The 18350-nt window shown below is 64.4% G+C and carries 13 protein-coding genes; 4 read left to right on the top strand and 9 right to left on the bottom strand.

The features are described from left to right. Window positions 1–2: 2 nt before the first annotated feature. The 9 genes from rlmN to ACYQ3G_RS05700 form a co-directional block, all read right to left on the bottom strand. Window positions 3–1067, bottom strand: coding sequence for a dual-specificity RNA methyltransferase RlmN (gene rlmN / locus ACYQ3G_RS05740; protein ID WP_459823531.1), 1065 nt, complete (start codon window positions 1065–1067; stop codon window positions 3–5). 96 nt (window positions 1068–1163) lie between these two features. Further along, window positions 1164–2486, bottom strand: a complete 1323-nt coding sequence (locus ACYQ3G_RS05735) for a tRNA nucleotidyltransferase/poly(A) polymerase family protein (protein WP_459823528.1) — start codon at window positions 2484–2486, stop codon at window positions 1164–1166. Between the two features lie 50 nt (window positions 2487–2536). Next, window positions 2537–3910 carry a sigma-54-dependent transcriptional regulator gene (locus ACYQ3G_RS05730; RefSeq protein ID WP_459823525.1) on the bottom strand — a complete coding sequence of 458 codons (1374 nt, stop codon included), beginning with the start codon at window positions 3908–3910 and terminating at the stop codon, window positions 2537–2539. A gap of 79 nt (window positions 3911–3989) precedes the next feature. Beyond that, complete coding sequence (locus ACYQ3G_RS05725; protein ID WP_459823522.1) at window positions 3990–5264, bottom strand: dihydroorotase; 1275 nt, start codon at window positions 5262–5264, stop codon at window positions 3990–3992. 14 nt (window positions 5265–5278) lie between these two features. Then, a complete protein-coding gene (locus ACYQ3G_RS05720; protein WP_459823519.1) occupies window positions 5279–6211 on the bottom strand; it encodes an aspartate carbamoyltransferase catalytic subunit in 933 nt (310 codons plus the stop codon). A gap of 233 nt (window positions 6212–6444) precedes the next feature. Next, on the bottom strand, window positions 6445–8988 hold the full coding sequence (gene gyrA, locus ACYQ3G_RS05715; RefSeq protein ID WP_459823516.1) for a DNA gyrase subunit A: 2544 nt from the start codon (window positions 8986–8988) through the stop codon (window positions 6445–6447). Window positions 8989–9026: 38 nt separating this feature from the next. Further along, window positions 9027–11438, bottom strand: coding sequence for a DNA topoisomerase (ATP-hydrolyzing) subunit B (gene gyrB, locus ACYQ3G_RS05710; protein WP_459823513.1), 2412 nt, complete (start codon window positions 11436–11438; stop codon window positions 9027–9029). Window positions 11439–11629: 191 nt separating this feature from the next. Then, a complete protein-coding gene (dnaN, locus tag ACYQ3G_RS05705; protein WP_459823511.1) occupies window positions 11630–12784 on the bottom strand; it encodes a DNA polymerase III subunit beta in 1155 nt (384 codons plus the stop codon). Between the two features lie 21 nt (window positions 12785–12805). Further along, window positions 12806–14086 carry a DnaA/Hda family protein gene (locus ACYQ3G_RS05700; RefSeq protein ID WP_459823508.1) on the bottom strand — a complete coding sequence of 427 codons (1281 nt, stop codon included), beginning with the start codon at window positions 14084–14086 and terminating at the stop codon, window positions 12806–12808. Window positions 14087–14203: 117 nt separating this feature from the next. Here ACYQ3G_RS05700 and ACYQ3G_RS05695 point away from each other — a divergent pair, with 117 nt between their 5' ends. The 4 genes from ACYQ3G_RS05695 (at window position 14204) to purB (ending at window position 18350) form a co-directional block, all read left to right on the top strand. Continuing rightward, window positions 14204–15373 carry a homocysteine biosynthesis protein gene (locus ACYQ3G_RS05695; RefSeq protein ID WP_459823505.1) on the top strand — a complete coding sequence of 390 codons (1170 nt, stop codon included), beginning with the start codon at window positions 14204–14206 and terminating at the stop codon, window positions 15371–15373. Between the two features lie 3 nt (window positions 15374–15376). Then, the gene (locus ACYQ3G_RS05690; protein ID WP_459823502.1) at window positions 15377–16486 is read left to right on the top strand and encodes a DUF362 domain-containing protein; all 1110 of its coding nucleotides are present in this window, start codon (window positions 15377–15379) and stop codon (window positions 16484–16486) included. Window positions 16487–16730: 244 nt separating this feature from the next. After that, window positions 16731–16979, top strand: coding sequence for an FmdB family zinc ribbon protein (locus tag ACYQ3G_RS05685; RefSeq protein WP_028576353.1), 249 nt, complete (start codon window positions 16731–16733; stop codon window positions 16977–16979). 78 nt (window positions 16980–17057) lie between these two features. Further along, entirely contained in the window at window positions 17058–18350 is a 1293-nt protein-coding gene (purB, locus tag ACYQ3G_RS05680; protein ID WP_459823499.1) for an adenylosuccinate lyase, read from the top strand.

The following is an 18350-nucleotide window of genomic DNA, read 5'->3' as shown; positions in this document are numbered from 1 at the left end:
TCCTAGTGTCCTTGTTCGTGCGTCGTATTCATGCGGCGTTCGGCCTCGGTCTTGAGCTGGCCGCAGGCCGCCGCGATATCCTGCCCCTTGCTCTTGCGCAAGGTCACGGTGAAGCCCTTCTTGCGCAGAAGCTCCTCGAAGGCCAGCACATCCTCGGTCGCGGGCGCGGCGTACCCGATGCCCGGGCCGGGGTTGTAGGCGATGAGGTTGATCTTGCACTTGAGATGCGACAGCAGGCGCACCAGCTGCCGGGCATGCTGCAGGCTGTCGTTCACGCCCTTGATGAGGATGTACTCGATGGTCACCCTCTCCCTGGGCTTGAGCTCCAGCTCCTGCAGGGTCTTGATCAGATCGTCGATGTGCCAGCGCGCTGCCCCGGGCATGAGCTGCTCGCGGATCTCCTGGGTCGGGGCGTGCAGGGAGATGGCCGGCAGGGCCAGGCCTTCCGTGTCGAAGACGCCGAGCTTCCCCTTGATGGCGCAGGTCGAGAGGGTGATGCGCCGCCGCGAGAACTCGAGCCCCTCGGGGTGGGACAGGATCTGCAGGCTGCGCCGGACCTCCTCCCAGTTGGTCAGGGGTTCGCCCATGCCCATGTACACGAGGTTCTTGACCTCCGCGGCCAGGCCGTGGGCGCGCAGATGCTCCCTCGCCACCAGCACCTGGGACGCGATCTCCCCGCCGGTCATGTTCCGCACGAAGCCCATGAGTCCCGTGCTGCAGAAGGTGCAGCCCATGGGGCAGCCGATCTGGCAGGACAGGCACTGGGTGTAGCGGTCCTTGTCCGGGATGAGCACGGTCTCGACCAGGGCCCCGTCGGTCAGGCGCAGCAGGAGCTTGACCGTGCCGTCGGTACTTTGCTGGGTTTCGACCGTTTCGGGCCAGCCGAGGGACCACTCGCGCGCGAGCTGATCCCGGAAATCCCTGGCGATGTTGGTCATGTCCGAAAAATCGCGCACGCCCTTGCGCCACAGCCACTGCCACAGCTGCCGGGCGCGGAAGGCCTGGTGGCCCATGGCGCGGACGGCCTCTTCAAGTTCAGGGTACGTCAGTTCAAGAATGTTGCGCATGCTGCCGCGTTGTCCGGAATCGCAAAGGCACAAGGAACGCGTCCCGCGCGCCCCTCGTGCCTTCGACAACCGAAAAGATTGTTACAAAACAGAGGATTAGAGCTGCTCTTTTTCTCTGTACGCCAGAACGAAACGTTCGGCCTCCTCGATGGTGTTCACGTCGCCCGCGATCTGGGCCTGGAGCAGGTTGTCGCGGATGAGGCCCACGGCCGGACCGGGCTTGATGCCGGCCAGATCCATGATCTGCTTGCCGTTCAGGAGCGGTTCGAGGAGTTCCTCGCGGATATCGGCACGCTCCAGCATCTTCATGTTGTGATTGAATTCCGTGTAGTTGGCATTCCTGGCCTTGATGTCGGCCCGGGCCATCTCGATGAGGCGCGGGTAGTCGTCCACGGCCTTGAAACGACGGATGCCCTTGTCCGTAAGCATGAAGTGGAAGCGCATGTGGTTGCGCACCAGGTTGACGATCATGTCCACTTCCTCGGTGTTCAGGCGCAGGCGCTTCAGGATCTTGCGCGCGACCTTGGCCCCGATGCGGTGGTGCTGGTAGAACGTGGTCCGCCCGTCGTAGACCTCCCCGGCGTAGAGCTTGCCGCAGTTCAGGAACAGGCAGCCCAGGGTGCCGTACCAATCGTAAGGCAGCTCTTCGGGATAGTGGCTCATGACCTTCAGGGTGTGCTCCCAGATGGACACGGGGCCGGTCTCCTCGTCGAAGGTCTGGAAGATGCGGCTCAGGGCGGCGAGTTCCGGCACCAGGCCATGCAGGATCATGGAGTCGAAGAGCAGTTCGGCGAAGCGCCACATGTTCTCGGCCTCGACCTTGCGCCACTCGTCCATGATATCCGTGACCGAGACATAGTCGAGGACACGGCGGGAGGCGCGGATGATGGACATCCACGAGTTCTCCTCGATGGGCAGGTGGTAGTTGGCCGAAAAGCGCAGGGCGCGGATGGCGCGCAGGTAGTCGTGCTTGAGGGTCTCGTCGGGGATGCCCTGGAACCTGATCTGGCCGCCGGAGATGTTCTCGAACCCATCATACACGTCGCGGGAACGGGGGATGAACGGGCAGGCGTAGTTGACCGGGAAGGCGTCGTCCTTCTCCAGCTTCTTGAGCATGGTGCCCGTGACCTGCGCCACGCAGGCTTCGGGGTGGGACGCGTCGGCCATGTCGGCCGGGTGGAAGAGGAACGTCGCGGCGCCCTGGTTCATGCGGGCCACGATGTCGCCCTCGCCGGCGGCCACTTCGGGGAAAAGGCTTTTGAGGCCCTTCAGGTCCAGATCCGTGCAGATCTCCACCTCGGCGTCCTTGGACGTGGCGAGAATCTTGCGCTGCAGGGCGGCGTTGATGACATAGGCGTCATAGCCGTTGCGCATGATGGTTTTGCAGATGGAGGCCGCTTCTTTTATCGGCTGAGGCATCAATGTCTCCTTGAGAGTCGTGTTGGCGGTCGTCGTGGTTCGGAGACCGTTCAAATATCTTCGTCTTTTTCCCCCGCCTTGGTCAAGCGGTAGCGGAACTGCCGGAAATTGAGCCCCACCATCTCGGCGGCCCGGCCCTTGTGCCCGCCGCAGCGGCGCAGGGCTTCGGCGATGACCCGGTGTTCGTGCTCGGCCAGGTACTCGTCAAGGGTCATCTGGCCCGATAGGACCTTGTGAATCCCGCCGTCCTGCTCCGTTGCGGCGATCTTCTCGTAGATGACGAGGGACTGGGCCGAGACGGCGTCGCCGGGCTCCAGGGCCACGGCCCGCTCCACGATGTTCTCCAGTTCCCGCACGTTGCCGGGGTAGCCGTAGGCCAGGAGCTTCTTGCGGGCCTCGGGCGTGAACCCTTTCAGCTGGCGCTTCTGGGCCCGGCAGGCCTTGTCCAGAAAATGGTCGGCCAGGTCCAGCACGTCCTCGCCGCGCTCGCGCAGAGGAGGCAGGTGCACCTTGACCCCGCTCAGGCGGTAGTAGAGATCCTCGCGAAAATCGCCGTCGGCCACGCACTGCTCGACGTTGCGGTTGGTGGCCGCGATGATGCGCACGTCCGAGCGCAGTTCCTCGGTCCCGCCCAGGGGGATGAAGCAGCGCTCCTGGATGTAGCGCAGAAGCCGGACCTGGGTGGAAGGGGCCAGCTCGCCCACCTCGTCCAAAAAGAGGGTCCCGCCCTCGGCCATCTCCAGGAGGCCCTTCTTGTTGCGGTCCGCGCCGGTGAAGGCCCCCTTGCGGTAGCCGAACAGCTCGCTCTCGACCAGATTCTCCGGCAGGCCGCCGCAGTTGATGGCCAGGAACGGCTGTCCGCAGCGCCGGCTCTCGTCGTGGATGCAGCGGGCGAAGAGTTCCTTGCCCGTGCCCGACTCGCCGGTCAGCAGCACGTTGATGTTGGTCGGCGCGATGCGCCGCACCAGGTCGAAGACGACCTGCATCTGGCGGCTGTGGCCGATGATCTCGCCGTAATGGCGGCTGATCTGACCCTTGAGCCAGTCGTTCTCTTCCTTCAGACGCGCCGTCTCCAGGGTCCGCTCGACGGTGTAGAGGAGGTCGTCCAGTTCGAAGGGCTTGGAGATGTAGTCCTTGGCCCCGTGCTTCATGGCCGTGATGGCGCTCTTTGCGTCGGCGTAGGCCGTGACCATGAGCACCGGCACGTCCGTCCACGTCTCGCGGATGCGCACCAGCAGGTCGATGCCGCTCTCCCGGCCCAGGCGCAGGTCCAGGAGGATAAGCGCGATGGACTGCTTCTGCAGCACGGACAGGGCCGTGGCCGAGTCAGGCGCGGTCCAGACCGTGTGCCCCTTCTTGAGCAGGGCGATCTCCAGGACCTCGCGCAGGCTTAGGTCGTCGTCGACGATGAGTATGTTGGCCATGTCATTCCCGGGCTGAAATCCCTTCCAAGAGAAACGGCTAGCCCAAATCCCGCCGCGGCTCAAGGCGGCGGCGCGAAACCTACCTGGAAAACACCTTTTCACCGCCGAGGTAGTGCGCCATGACCCGGCCCGGCACCTCCTTGTCCAGGCAGGGCGTATTCTTGCCCTTGGACAGGAGCGCCTCGGCCGAGGCCACCCAGGCCAGGTCCGGGTCGAAGAGGACGAAATCGGCCGGGTCGCCGGGCTGCATGCGGTTGGCAGGCAGACTGAAGATGTCGGCCGTGCGCCAGCACCACAGGCGCGCGATGTCGGCGAAGTCCAGTTCGCCGCTGCGCACCAACTCGTAAGTCAGGGACAGGGCCGTATCGAGCCCGGAGATGCCGTTTGGCGCGTCGGCGAAGGTCACTTCCTTTTCATGGGCCGCGTGAGGCGCGTGGTCCGTGACCAGGATGTCGATGACCCCGGTTCGCACGGCCTGGCGCAGGGCCAGCACGTCGTCGCGGGTGCGCAGTGGCGGGTTGACGCGCACGCTCGTGTCGTAATTGCCGACTCTGGTCTCGTCCCACAGCAGGTAGTGGGGGCAGGTCTCGGCCGTGACGGGCACGCCGCGTTCCTTGGCCCTGGCGATGAGCTCCACGGACTCGCGGCAGCTGATGTGGGCCAGATGGACGGGCAGGTTCAGGTACGAGGCCAGGAGAATGTCGCGGGCCACCTGCATGGCCTCGGACACGGTCGGCACGCCCTTGAGACCCAGACGGCCCGAAATCTCGCCCTCGTTCATGACCCCGCCGCGGCCAAGCCACGGGTCCTCGCAATGGTCGATGACCTTGAGGCCAAAGTCCGCGGCGTATTCCATGGCGCGCCGGAAAAACTCGGTGTTCTCGACGGGCACGCCGTCGTTGGACAGGGCCACGCACCCGGCCCGGGCCAGCTCGCCGGCCGGGGCCAACTCCTTGCCGGCGAGGCCCACGGTCAGGGCGCCCACGGGCCGCACCCAGGGCCCACCCGGGAACGCCAGGGCCGCCTTCTGCAGCATGAGGCGCGTGACCGAGGCGTTGTCGTTGACAGGGCTCGTGTTGGCCATGGCCATGACCTGGCCGAAGCCCCCGCCGGCCGCGGCCGACAGGCCCGAGGCGATGTCCTCCTTGTACTCCTGGCCGGGCTCGCGCAGGTGCACGTGGGCATCGATGAGGCTCGGCAGGAGCGTGAGCCCGCCGCCGTCCACGACCCGGGCCTCGGACGCCTGGGCCGTTCCCGCGTCGGCGAGCTCCACCACCTTCCCGTCACCGACGAGCAGGTCGCAATCACGGTCCTGCCAGGAAACGTTTCGAATCAGCAAATCGACATGTGCCATTGTTCCGCCTCCGCTCAGGCCGAGACCCGGGAGCGGGTCAGATAGAGGTGCAGGAGGGTCATGCGCACGGCCACGCCCGCGGCGACCTGGTCCAGGATGAGGCTCGCGCCGCAGTCGGCCAGCTCGGAGGCGATCTCCAGGCCGCGGTTCATGGGGCCGGGGTGCATGATCTTCACGCCGGGGTTGGCCTTCTCCAGGTGCCTGGGCGCCAGGCCGTAGGTTCCGGCGTACTCGCGCAGGTCCGGCAGCAGCCCGGCCTGCTGGCGTTCGAGCTGCAGGCGCAGGCAGATGACCGCGTCCACGCCCGTGCAGGCCCTGCCCACGTCGGAGAAGACCTCCACGGGCCAGGTCGAGACGGCGGCAGGGAGCAGGGTGCGCGGGGCGCAGACCCGCACGCGCGCGCCGAGCATGGTCAGGAGTTCCACGTCGGAGCGGGCCACTCGGCTGTGGGCCACGTCGCCCAGGATGCAGACGGTCTTGCCCTCGAAGGAGTCCCAGACCCGGCTCAGGGTGAACCCGTCCAGCAGGGCCTGGGTCGGGTGGGCGTGCCAGCCGTCGCCGGCGTTGATGACCGAGCACTCCAGCCGTTCGGCCAGGAAGCGCGCCGCCCCGCTGTCCCAGTGCCGGATGACGATGGCGTCGGGGTTCATGGCCTGCAGGGTCAGGGCCGTGTCCTTGAGGCTCTCGCCCTTCTGCAGGGAGCTGCCCGACTTGGCCAGGCTGAAGGTGTCGGCCGAGAGCCGCTTGCCGGCCATGTCGAAGGAGGTCTTGGTGCGCGTGGAGGCCTCGGCGAAGAAGAGAACCACGCTCTTGCCCTTCAGGATGGGCACCTTCTTGATGGGCCGCTGGTTGACCTCCGCGAACCTGGCCGCCGTTTCGAAGACGTGGCCGATCTCGGCCGGACTGAGCTGCGAAATTTCCAGAAGATCCTTGTGGCGCCAGTTCATATCACTTCCCGTCCCGCCCTGGGGGCCATGGTTGGCGTGTGGCCAAAAAAAAGGGACCCGCCTTCCGGCCTGTCCCCTGTCGCTGCATGACGCACGGTCTTTCGTACACGTTTCATGGCATGGGCCCTTACACCACCGGGGGCCGAGCGTCCAGTACCGCATTGCCCCCGCGATACGCGCAAAAAAGGCGCGCCCCGTGCGGGACGCGCCTTTTCATCTTTTGGTCCAATGCCCTATGCCTCGCCATCCTCGGACTCGTCGGCCTCGCCGGGTTCGTCATCCGGCAGGTCCGTATCCAGCAAATCCTCGGGATCCTCCATGTCGGCCGGAACCGGCGTAGGTCGGGGCGTCCCGGCGGTCTCGACAGTATCCGTGGGCACATGGTCGAAGCAGACCACGGTCTGTTCGTCCTCCAGGCGCACCAGGCGCACGCCCTGGGTGGCTCGGCCCACCAGACTGATGTCGGAGATGCCGATGCGGATGATCTTGCTGCCCGAGGTCAGCAGGATCAGTTCGTCCGTGGGATGGACCATCATGGCGCCGACGACCTTGCCGGTCTTGGGCGTGATGCGCATGTTGATGATGCCCTTGCCGCCGCGCGACTGGGCCCGGAAGTGCTCGACCTGGGTGCGCTTGCCGTAGCCGTTCTCGGCGATGGTCAACAGCTCCTGCCTGTCGTCCTTGCCGATGACCACGCCAGCCACGACCTGGTCGCCCTTGCGCAGGGCCAGGCCCTTGACGCCCGTGGCCGAGCGGCCCATGGACCGCACCTCGGAACAGGCGAAGCGGATGGAGTAGCCGTCGGCCGTGACCAGGACCATCTCGTCGGCGGCCTCCACCTCGCACACGCCGATGAGTTCGTCGTCCTCGCGCATGCCCAGGGCAATGAGGCCCACGGCCCGGACGTTGCGGTAGAGGCTCGCGACGCTGCGTTTGACCACGCCCTGGCGGGTGTAGAAGAAGTAGTACTTATCCTGATCCAGGTCGCGGCAGGTCATGGCCGTGGCGATGTACTCGTTGCTGTCCAGGGGCAGCAGGTTGGCCACGTGCTTGCCGCGCGCCGTGCGCCCGCCCTCGGGGATCTGGTGCACCTTGATCTGGTACATCTTCCCCTTGTTGCTGAACAGGTTCATGTACTGGTGGTTGGAGGTGGTCAGGATGGAGGTGATGAAGTCCTCGTCGGCCACCTGCACGCCGGTGATGCCCGTGCCGCCACGGCGCTGCTGGCGGTAGTTGTCCAGGCTCGTGCGTTTCAGGTACCCGTTGCGGGACAGGGTGATGACCACGGGCTCGTCGGGGATGATGTCCTCGATGTCGATGGAGTCGGGGTCATGGGCCAGGATCTCGGACTTGCGCGGCGTGGCGAAGGTGTCGCGCAGCTCCTGGAGCTCCTGCCGGATGACGGATTTGAGGACCTCGGGGTTCTCGATGACGCTGGTCAGGTACTCGATCTGCTTGAGCAGCTCGGCGTATTCCTCCAGGAGCTTCTCGCGCTCGAGGTTGGTCAGGCGCTGCAGGCGCATGTCGAGGATGGCCTGGGCCTGGATCTCGGACAGGCCGAAGCGCTCGCGCAGGCGTTCCTTGGCCTCCTGCGGCGTGCGGGAGGCGCGAATGAGGCTGACCACCTCGTCGATGTGGTCCAGAGCGATGCGCAGGCCTTCGAGGATGTGGGCCCGGTGCTGGGCCTTCTTCAGGTCGAAGCGCGAACGCCGGATGATGACCTCGCGGCGGTAATCGAGGAAATACTCGAGCACCTGCTTGAGGTTCAGGAGCTGCGGCCGGTTGTTGACCACGGCCATCATGTTGATGCCGAAGCTCGTCTCCAGGGACGTGTACTTGAAGAGCTGATTGATGATGACGTCGGAGAACACGCCCTTCTTCAGGTCCATGACGATGCGGATGCCCTTCATGTCCGACTCGTCGCGCAGGTCCGAGATGCCCTCGATCTTGCGCTCGTTGACGAGCAGGGCGATCTTCTCCACCAGGGTGGACTTGTTCAGGGCGTAAGGGATCTCCCGGACCACGATGGATTCGAGGTCCCCTTTGCGCTTCTCGATCTCGACGCGGGAGCGGATGCGCACGGAACCGCGGCCCGTGTGGTAGGCCTCGCGGATGCCGGACCGGCCGTAGAGCAGGGCGGCCGTGGGGAAGTCCGGAGCCTTGATGTAGCGCATGAGCTCGTCGATGGAGGCCTGCGGGTTGTCCAGCAGGTGCAGGGTGCCGTCCACGACCTCGCCCAGGTTGTGGGGCGGGATGTTGGTGGCCATGCCCACGGCGATGCCCGAGGAACCATTGATCAGCAGGTTGGGCACCTTGGTCGGCAGGACCGAGGGCTCCTGCAGGGAGTTGTCGTAGTTGGGGCGGAACTCCACCGTGTCCTTTTCGATGTCGGCCAGGAAGGAGCCGGCCAGCCGCGACATGCGCGCCTCAGTGTAACGCATGGCCGCCGCGGCGTCGCCGTCGATGGAGCCGAAGTTGCCCTGCCCGTCGACCAGGGGGTCGCGCATGTTGAAGTCCTGAGCCATGCGCACCAGGGCGTCGTACACGGCCGAATCGCCGTGGGGGTGGAATTTGCCGATGACGTCACCGACCACGCGGGCGGATTTCTTGTAGGGCCGGTTGTACGTGTTGCCCAGCTCGTGCATGGCGAAGAGGATTCGCCGGTGCACGGGCTTGAGGCCGTCGCGCACGTCCGGGATGGCCCGGCCGATGATGACGCTGAGCGAATATTCCAGGTAGGATTTCTGCAGTTCTTTCTCGATGCTGATGTTCGACACATCCACCTCAGTTCATTGTAAAATCTTATTGATTCGCGCTAGATGTCGAGGTCCGTGACCAGGAGCGCGTTGCGTTCGATGAATTCGCGCCGGGGCTCGACCTTGTCGCCCATGAGCTTGCCGAAGAGCTCGTCGGCCTCCACCGCGTCCTCGATGTGGACCTGCAGCAAGGTTCGGACCTCGGGGTTCATGGTCGTACCCCAGAGCTGCTCGGGGTTCATCTCGCCCAGACCCTTGTAGCGCTGCACGTTCACGCCCTTCTGGGCCAGATCCAGAACCTGGCGCAGCAGGTCGAAGGGTCCGGCAGCCTCGAATTCCGCATCCTTGTGACGGATGGTCCAGGTCCCGCCGGGGCAGACCTCACGGATTCTGGCCTGTAGCTCCAGGGCGCGGCGGTAGCGCTTGGAGTGGAAAAACTCCACGCCCAGGCGGATGACGTGGTTATTGGTGTCGACGAAGCGCAGGTAGTGGCGCGCCTCGCTGTCCAGGGCCTCGCCGTTGCCGGACTCGTCGTGCTCGCTGACCAGCTCCAGGGCGTACCCGCCCCCGGCCATATGCGCGACAAAGGCCCCGTCGGGGCCGCTCTCACGCAGGGCGTCGGGTTCGAGGGGGGCCGGTGCGTTCACGACCCGCATGAACAGACCCTCGGGGATGCCCATGTTGGCAACGTCCTCGGCCAGGTCGCGCAGGGCCAGGGCGGTGTTGAGCAGAGTGGTCAGCTCCTCGCCGGACACGGGTTCGCGCCCTTCCACCGCAAGGCTGACCTCCTCGGCCACGCGCTGGACCAGGAACTGGCTCATCTCGCCCTCGTCCTTGATGTAGCGCTCGAAGGAGCCCTTGTGCACGCGGTACAGGGGCGGCTGGGCGATGTAGAGGTAGCCCTGGCGTATGAGCTCCTCGTAGTGGCGGAAGAAGAAGGTCAGGATCAGGGTGCGGATGTGCGCCCCGTCCACATCGGCGTCGGTCATGATGATGATCTTGTGGTAGCGCAGGCGCGCGAGGTCCACGTCGTCCTCGCCGATGCCGGCGCCCATGGCCGTGATCAGGGCCTTGATCTCCTTGTTCTGGAGCATCTTGTCGAAGCGGGTCTTCTCCACGTTCAGGATCTTGCCGCGCAGGGGCAGGATGGCCTGGAACTTGGGGTTGCGGCCCTGCTTGGCCGAGCCGCCGGCCGAGTCGCCCTCGACGATGAAGACCTCGCTCTCGGCCGGGTCCTTGCTCTGGCAGTCGGCCAGCTTGCCCGGCAGGGAGTTGTCGGACAGGGCGCCCTTGCGGCGGACCAGATCCTTGGCGCGGCGGGCCGCGTCGCGGGCGCGGGCCGCGTCGATGACCTTCTCGATGATCAGGCGCACGTCCTTGGGGTTCTCGCCGAAGAATTCGTTCAATTTCTCGTAGACGATGGTCGCCACATAGCCGGCCACCTCGGAGTTGCCGAGCTTGGTCTTGGTCTGGCCCTCGAACTGCGGGTTGGGGATCTTGACGCTGATGATGGCCGTCAGGCCCTCGCGCACGTCGTCGCCCGAGACCTTCTGCTTGAGCTTCTTGGGCAGGTCGGCGCTGTTCTGGATGTAAGTGTTGATGGCGCGGGTCAGGGCCGTCTTGAAGCCCTGTAGGTGGGTGCCGCCTTCGCGGGTGCGGATGTTGTTGGCGAAGGTGTACACGTTCTCCTTGTACCCGGCCGTGTACTGCAGGGCGAAGTCGATGCTCACGCCCTCCATCTCCCCGGAGCCGCTGACGATGCGGTGGATGCCGTTGTCCAGGTTCTTGTTCTTGACGAAGAGCGGCAGGCCGCCTTCGTATTTGAACACGTCGCGGTTCTGGGACTTCTCGTCGAAGAACTCGATCTTGATGCCGGGATTGAGATAGGCGAGCTCCTCGAAACGCTTGGCCAGCACGTCGTACTGGAAGTCGAGCTCCTCGAAGATCTCCTCGTCGGGCCGGAAGCGCACCAATGTGCCGGTCTTGTCGGTCTCGCCGACCACGACCAGGGGCGCCTGGGGCACGCCGCGCACGTAACGCTGATAATGGCGCTGGCCGCCGCGGCTGACCGTGACCTCCAGGTACTCGGACAGGGCGTTGACCACGGACACGCCCACGCCATGCAGACCGCCCGACACCTTGTAGGTGTCGTTGTCGAACTTGCCGCCGGCGTGCAGCACGGTCATGACGACTTCCAGGGCCGGCTTCTTCTCCTTGGGGTGCATGTCCACGGGAATGCCGCGGCCGTTGTCGACGATGCTCACGGAGTTGTCCATGTGCACGGTGATCTTGATGTGGTCGCAGTACCCGGCCATGGCCTCATCGATGGAGTTGTCGATGACCTCGTAGACGAGGTGATGCAGGCCGTTGATGTTGGTCGAGCCGATGTACATGGCCGGCCGCATGCGGACGGCGGACAGGCCTTCGAGGACGGTGATGTTGTCCGCGGTATAGGTGGATGTTTTTGTCATAGTATTAATTTATATCTTTTAAATCAGAAGAATAAAGAAAACCCTCTTTAACCACAGAGGAACATTTTTCAATTGTCAAAACTGATGGCATCTTACCCATTAAAGGGACATTCGGCTCGCAAGATACAGTAAACGTGTATTTAGTGAACTCCTCAACCCGCACACGGACATCTTGCATTTTTAGCATAGTTTTAGAGTTCCTCTTCGCTGTAATACGTGTCTTCCGTGATCTCCACGGGCATGGTGATGATCATGTAGTTGGCGTCGTCCTTGCCCGTGATGCGGCAGGGCTCCGAGGGGCCGACGAAGGAGAAGGTCAGGGAGTCGGACACGAAGTGGCCCAGAATCTCCAGGATGACCTTGGTCGGCAGGGCGATCTTGGCCAGCTCGCCCTGGTACTGGCAGCCGATGAGCTCCGTGCCTTCGCCGATGTCCTGGCCCTGGCAGTAGAGGGACAGCTCTTCGGGGCCGAAGTCGAAGAACGTGGCCTTGTTGGCCTCGGTGTTGAAGACGAAGATGCGGTCCAGGGCGTCGGTCAGCTCGTGCCGGTCCACCGTGAGGCTGGAGGCGAAGCGGTCCTTGTACTGGTTGATGAAATTGCGGTAGTCGGCGAACACGTAGGCCTTGAGCGGCAGGCTGAAGGCCTCCTTGCGGTTGCCCGTGCGCAGGAAGAGGCGCTTGTCCGAGAGGCTGATCTCGATCTCGTCGTTGGTCAGCCACTTGCGGATTTCCAGCAGATACTTCTTGGAGATGAGGAAACCGTCCTGGCCCAGCAGGCCCCGGATGTCGGCGTTGGTGAAGCGCAGCAGGCCGAACTGGTGGCCGTTCAGGCCGCAGATCTCCACGTCGTCGCCTTCCACGGGCGCGAACTTGATGCAGTTCATGCTCGTCAGGTCCTCGTCGTCGGCAATGCAGAAGGCGATGCGGTCGATGATCTCCTTGAAGAAGTCGCCGGACCACAACACGGCGTTCTCGGCCGGGAACGGGTTGAAATCCTGGAACCAGGAGGACTCGTTGGCCGGCAGCTTGTATTTGCGCCGGCCCTGCTCGACGTGCAGGTGCTTGGAGGCCGCGTCGAGCTTCATGGTGATCTCGCCGGGGGGCAGGCGGCGCATCAGTTCGCAGAACTTCTTGCCCTGCACGCCAACCAGGCCGCCGTCGCTGATGACGGCAGGATAGACGCCCACGAACTCGATGCTCGAATCCGTGGCCAGGATGGACAGGGAGTCACCCTCGGCCTTGAGCCAGACCGTGCGCAGATAGGCGGCTCCGGTCTTGGACGGGATGATGTTCGAGGCCTTGAGCAGCCCGTCGATGACGTCTTCCTTTCGCACTTTCAAAAACATCGCCGTCTCCTTGTGTCCTGATCAGGCAGGGGATTTTTCGTTCATGGCCAGACATTTTTCGGTCAGGGCCTGTAACATGGATTTTATGCTTTTATCATCCCTCTGTAATTGCTGAATTTTCCGGCAACTGTAGAGGGCCGTGGAGTGGTCTCGCCCGCCGAAGGCCCGACCGAGCTCGGGAAAGGACAGGCCGAGGTGCTTGCGGCAGAGGAACATGGCCACCTGACGGGCGAAGACGAGTTCGTGCCTGCGCCCGGCCGAGAGGATTTCACCGGGGGTGAGGTCGAACTGGGCGCAGACCGCGTCGATGATCTGCTCCGCGCTGAGGGAGGTCACGGAACGGTCGTCGAGGTAGTTGAGGATGTTGTCGAACTCCTCGTCGGAAATATGGTCGTGCACCAGCTCGCGGTACGCCCAGAGCTTGAGCAGGCAGCCTTCGAGGTTGCGCAGATCCGGAAAGCGCTGGGCCAGGAGGAGGATGCGGTCCTTGGGCAGATCCAGGCGGCGCTCCCGGCAGCGGGACTGGACGTACTGGGTGCGGATGTCCAAGTCCGGAATCTTGAGGGTCACGGTCAGCCCCCACTCAAGCCTTGACTTGAGCTTGGTCGTCAAAAACGAGAGCCCGGCCACCTTGCCGGAACACGCGAAGACCATCTGCTTGCGGTGCAGGTGAAAATGGTCGAACAGCGCCAGCAGCTCCCCCTGCAGATACGGGTAGCGCTCGATCTCCTGCAAGTCGTCAACGGCCAGAAAATTCATGGATATCAAATACTTGCGAGCGTCAGACCTGGAGGAAAAGAGTTCGTGCAGGTCGTTGACGCCGGCCACGTGAATCCCGTCCCGGCCGTTCTCGCTTTTGGCATTGGCGATGGCGCGCAGCAGGAAGGACTTGCCCGACCCGCTCTCGCCGCAGAGCACGAAGGGGTTGTAGGGCGCGTGGCTGCTCTGGGCCACCTCCTGGGCCGAAGCCAGAGGGAAGTAGTTCTTGGTGTTGACCAGAAAGTTGTCGAAAATGAACTCCGACCCGAAGGGCAGCTCCTCGGAGGCCGGCCGCGCCTCGCGCACGATGCGGGAGCGGCTGCCGTCGCGGCACTCGTAGGCCAGGGCCAGGCCCGTGCCTTTCAGCGCGGCCTCGAACCGCTCCCGGGCGTGGCTCGCGAACCAATCGGCGAAATACATGTGCGGGAAGCGCACCGTGAGAACGCCATCCTCCACGCTCATGCCCAGAGACGAGCGCCACCTGCCCAGCTCTTCGGAGGAAAAAGCCCGTTCCAGGGCCGCATCGACCTGATCCCTGCTCAATTCAGCTCCCAATTATCTTCGATCCGCCATGGCGGCCGGTTTACTCCGGCGTGCAAATCGGGCACAGTCACGCCCTGCGGACCGGCATCGGCCCGATATCATCTTCGGAGGACAAGCATGAGCGCCCAGCACACAGTCAGAACCATCGCCGAGATCAACGAGAAGATCCGGCAAGGAAAAGCCGTCGTCCTCAACGCCAGCGAAATGACAAGCCTAGTTCGCAAGGAAGGCAAGGTCAAGGCCGCCCGCAAGGTCGATGTCGTCACTACCGGAACCTTCTCGCCCATGTGCTCGTCCGGCCTGCTGTTCAATATCGGCCAGCAGCCCCCAACCATCAAGACGTCCAAGGTCTGGCTCAACGGCGTGCCCTGCTATGCCGGCATGGCGGCCGTGGACTCCTACATCGGCGCTACCGAACCCACCGAAGAGGACCCGCTGAACAAGGTCTACCCCGGACAGTTCAAGTACGGCGGCGGCCACGTCATCGAGGACCTGGTCAAGGGCAAGCGCGTGCACCTCAAGGCCGAGGCCTACGGCACGGACTGCTACCCGCGCAAGGCCATCGAAAAGAAGGTCTCCCTGGCCGAACTGCGCAACGCCATCCTGCTCAACCCGCGCAACTGCTACCAGAACTACAACTGCGCAATCAACCGCACGGGCAAGCTCAAATACACCTACATGGGCCCCCTCAAGTCCAATCTCGGCAATGCCAACTACGCCACAGCCGGAGAGCTGAGCCCGCTGCTGAACGACCCGTATTTCCGGACCATCGGCCTGGGTACGCGCATCTTCCTGGGCGGCGGCATCGGCTACGTCATCGGCGAGGGCACCCAGCACGTGGCCGAGCCCAAGCGCAACGAGCGCGGCGTCCCCATGAGCGCCTCGGGCACCCTCATGGTCAAGGGCGACCTCAAGGGCATGAACGCCCGCTACCTGCGCGGCGTGAGCATTGTCGGCTACGGCTGCTCCCTGGCCGTGGGCATGGGCATCCCCATCCCCATCCTGGACGAGGAGATGGCCTGGTTCACGGGCGTGGCCGACGAGGACATCCAGGTGCCCGTGGTCGACTACGGCGAGGACTACCCCAACGGCTACCCCTCCAAGTACGGGCACGTCACCTTCGCCGAACTGAGGGGCGGCGTCATCAGCGTTGAGGGCAAGGACGTGCCGACCACGCCCCTGACCAGCTACACCCTGTCCCTGGAGGTGGCCGAGGAGCTCAAACGCTGGATCCTGGAAGGGCGTTTCCTGCTGACCGAAGCCCAGGAACCCATCCCGTCGAGGTAAGCCATGGCCGAGGCCGTCTATTTCTGGAACCTGCGCGCCTCGCGCAAGGCGCCCTTTGAAGCCAAGGTCAAGCGCATGCTCAAGCTCGCCGGCCTGGGAGCGGAGTTGCGTTCCGGGGACCTGACGGCCGTCAAGCTGCACTTCGGCGAAGGCGGGGGCACGGGCCATGTCCGGCCCCTGCAGCTCGCCCCCCTGCTGGCCTTCATCCGCAAGTGCGGGGCCAAGCCATTCCTGACGGACACCAATACCCTCTACGTGGGCCAACGCGGCGAGTCCGTGTCCCACTGCCTGCAGGCCGCGGCCCACGGCTTCGACCCCAACGTGCTCGGCGCGCCCGTCGTCATTGCCGACGGGCTGAAAAGCGGCAACGAACGAACCGTGCCCTGCCCGGGCAGGCATTTCGACGCGGCCTACCTGGGCGGCGACATCGTGGACGCGGACATGCTGGTCACGGTCAGCCATTTCAAGGGCCACGAACTGGCCGGTTTCGGCGGGGCCATCAAGAACGTGGGCATGGGCTGCGCCACTCGCAGGGGCAAGATGCAGCAGCACTGCGGCCTGGGCCCCTCGGTCAAGCCCGACCACTGCACGGGCTGCGGCCAGTGCGTGGAGGTCTGCAGCCACGGCGCCCTCGCCCTGGACCCGAGCGGCAGGATCTCAATCGACCGCGACAAATGCGCGGGGTGCGCGGCCTGCTTCCTGGTCTGCCGCACGGGTGGCCTGGGAGTGGACTGGCGGGTGGACGTGAACACGTTCCTGGAGCGCATGGCCGAATATGCCGCCGCGGCCCTGCTCTCCCGCCCGCGCAGGACCTTTCACCTGAGCTTCATCCAGCAGGTCAGCCCGGGCTGCGACTGCATGGGTTTTTCCGACGCGCCCGTCTGCCCGGACCTGGGCCTGCTGGGATCGTGGGACCCTGTGGCCCTGGACCAGGCCTGCCTGGACCTGGTCAACCAGGCCCAGCCCCTGCACCCCAGCGCCCTGCCGGCCGGCATCGCGCCTGGCGAAGACAAGTTCATGGCCATCCACGACCACGTGCGCGGGCAGTACCTGCTCGAGTACGCCCAGAGCCTCGGCCTCGGGTCGCGGGAGTACGCGCTGCAGCCGGTCTGAACCGTGAAATCGGGCTCGAAAGAGGCTGGACAAACGCGGCAAGGCTATTATATGTGCCCTTGCTTCGCGCCAGAAGAAATTTCACCCCATTGGAGGATTGCATAATGGCCCACAAGAAAATCGAACGCATGAAAGAGATCGCCCGCCGCCGCAAGCGTCGCGCCGAGCGCATCAAGGAACGCATCAAGGAAGCCAAGGCCGCTGCTGCCAAGAAGTAGGCTCTGTCGTCTTTGAGGAGGTAACCATGCCCATCTACGAATACTGCTGTGAAGACTGTCGCCAGATTTTCGAGGAATGGCAGAAGGATTTCCAGGACAGGGAAAAAGTCTGCCCGGTCTGCGGTGGCACAGCCCAGAGGCTTATCTCCAACACCTCCTTCGTCCTGAAGGGAGGCGGCTGGTACGCGTCCGGATACAGCAAGGAGTCCGGCGGGAACGGGAGCAAAAGCTCCTCGTCCTCCACATCCGCGGACACATCCTCTTCGGCGTCCTGACCAAGGCAGCTTAGGCTGCCTTTTTCATTTTCGGCCCCGGAAACACCGCGGCCCGCACATCAACCACACCCCACCATCATGATCGATCGCTATACACGCAAGGAAATGGGCGAGATCTGGACTCTGGAACGCAAGTTCCGGGTCTGGCTCGAAGTCGAGCTGGCCATCTGCGAAGGCTGGACCGCCATGGGCGTCATCCCGGCCGAAGACATGGCCGTCATCCGCGAGAAGGCCGACTTCGAGCTGGACCGCATCCTGGAACTGGAGGAGACGACCAAGCACGACGTCATCGCCTTCCTCACGGCCGTGGAGGAGAAGGTCGGGCCGTCGTCTCGCTACATCCACCTCGGCTGCACGTCCTCGGACATCGTGGACACGGCCAACGCCGTGCTCCTGACCCGCGCCGGCCGGATCATCCTGGCCGACCTGGACCGGCTCCTGGGCACCATCGCGAAGATGGCCGAGACCCACAAGGGACAACTGTGCATGGGCCGCACCCACGGCATCCACGCCGAGCCCACCAGCTTCGGCCTGAAGATGGCCGTGTACCACGCCGAGTTCCAGCGCCACAGGCAGCGCTGGGAGGACGCCCTGGAGAACATCCGCTACGGCAAGATTTCCGGCGCCGTGGGCACCTACGCCCAGCTGGAGCCCGAGCTCGAAAAGCGCGCCCTGGACATCCTGGGCCTGAACGTGGACCCCATCTCGACCCAGGTCATCCAGCGCGACCGATACGCCCAGTACTTCACGGCCCTGGCGCTCATCGCCGGCGGCGTCGAGCGCCTGTGCGTGGAACTGCGACACCTGCAGCGCACCGAGGTGCTCGAGGTGGAGGAAGGCTTCGGCAAGGGCCAGAAAGGCTCCTCGGCCATGCCGCACAAGAAGAACCCCATCTCGGCCGAGAACCTGACGGGCCTCTCACGCCTGGTGCGCACCAACGCCCTGGCCGCCATGGAGAACATGGCCCTGTGGCACGAGCGCGACATCAGCCACTCGTCGGTGGAACGCGTCATCATGCCCGACTCGACCATCATGGTGAACTATATGTTGAACCGCCTGAACGGAGTTCTGGCCAACCTGCGCATCATCCCCGAGAACATGCAGCGCAACCTCATGGGCTCCTACGGCCTGTTCTTCTCCCAGCGCGTGCTCCTGGCCCTGGTGGAAACGGGCCTGGAACGCCAGAAGGCTTACGAGATGGTGCAGGCCGTGGCCATGCGCTGCTGGCAGGATCGGACCTCCTTCGAGGAGGCCGTGCGGGCCGACGCCGGCATCACCTCGCGCCTCGACGCCGCGCGCCTGGACCAGGCCTTTGATCTGAACTACTATCTGCGGCACGAACAGACCGTGTTCGACCGCGTCTTCAAATAG

Source organism: Desulfomicrobium salsuginis, assembly GCF_054657795.1.
The sequence above is the reverse complement of the archived record's forward strand: the minus strand, read 5'-3'. Positions and strand labels throughout refer to the sequence as shown.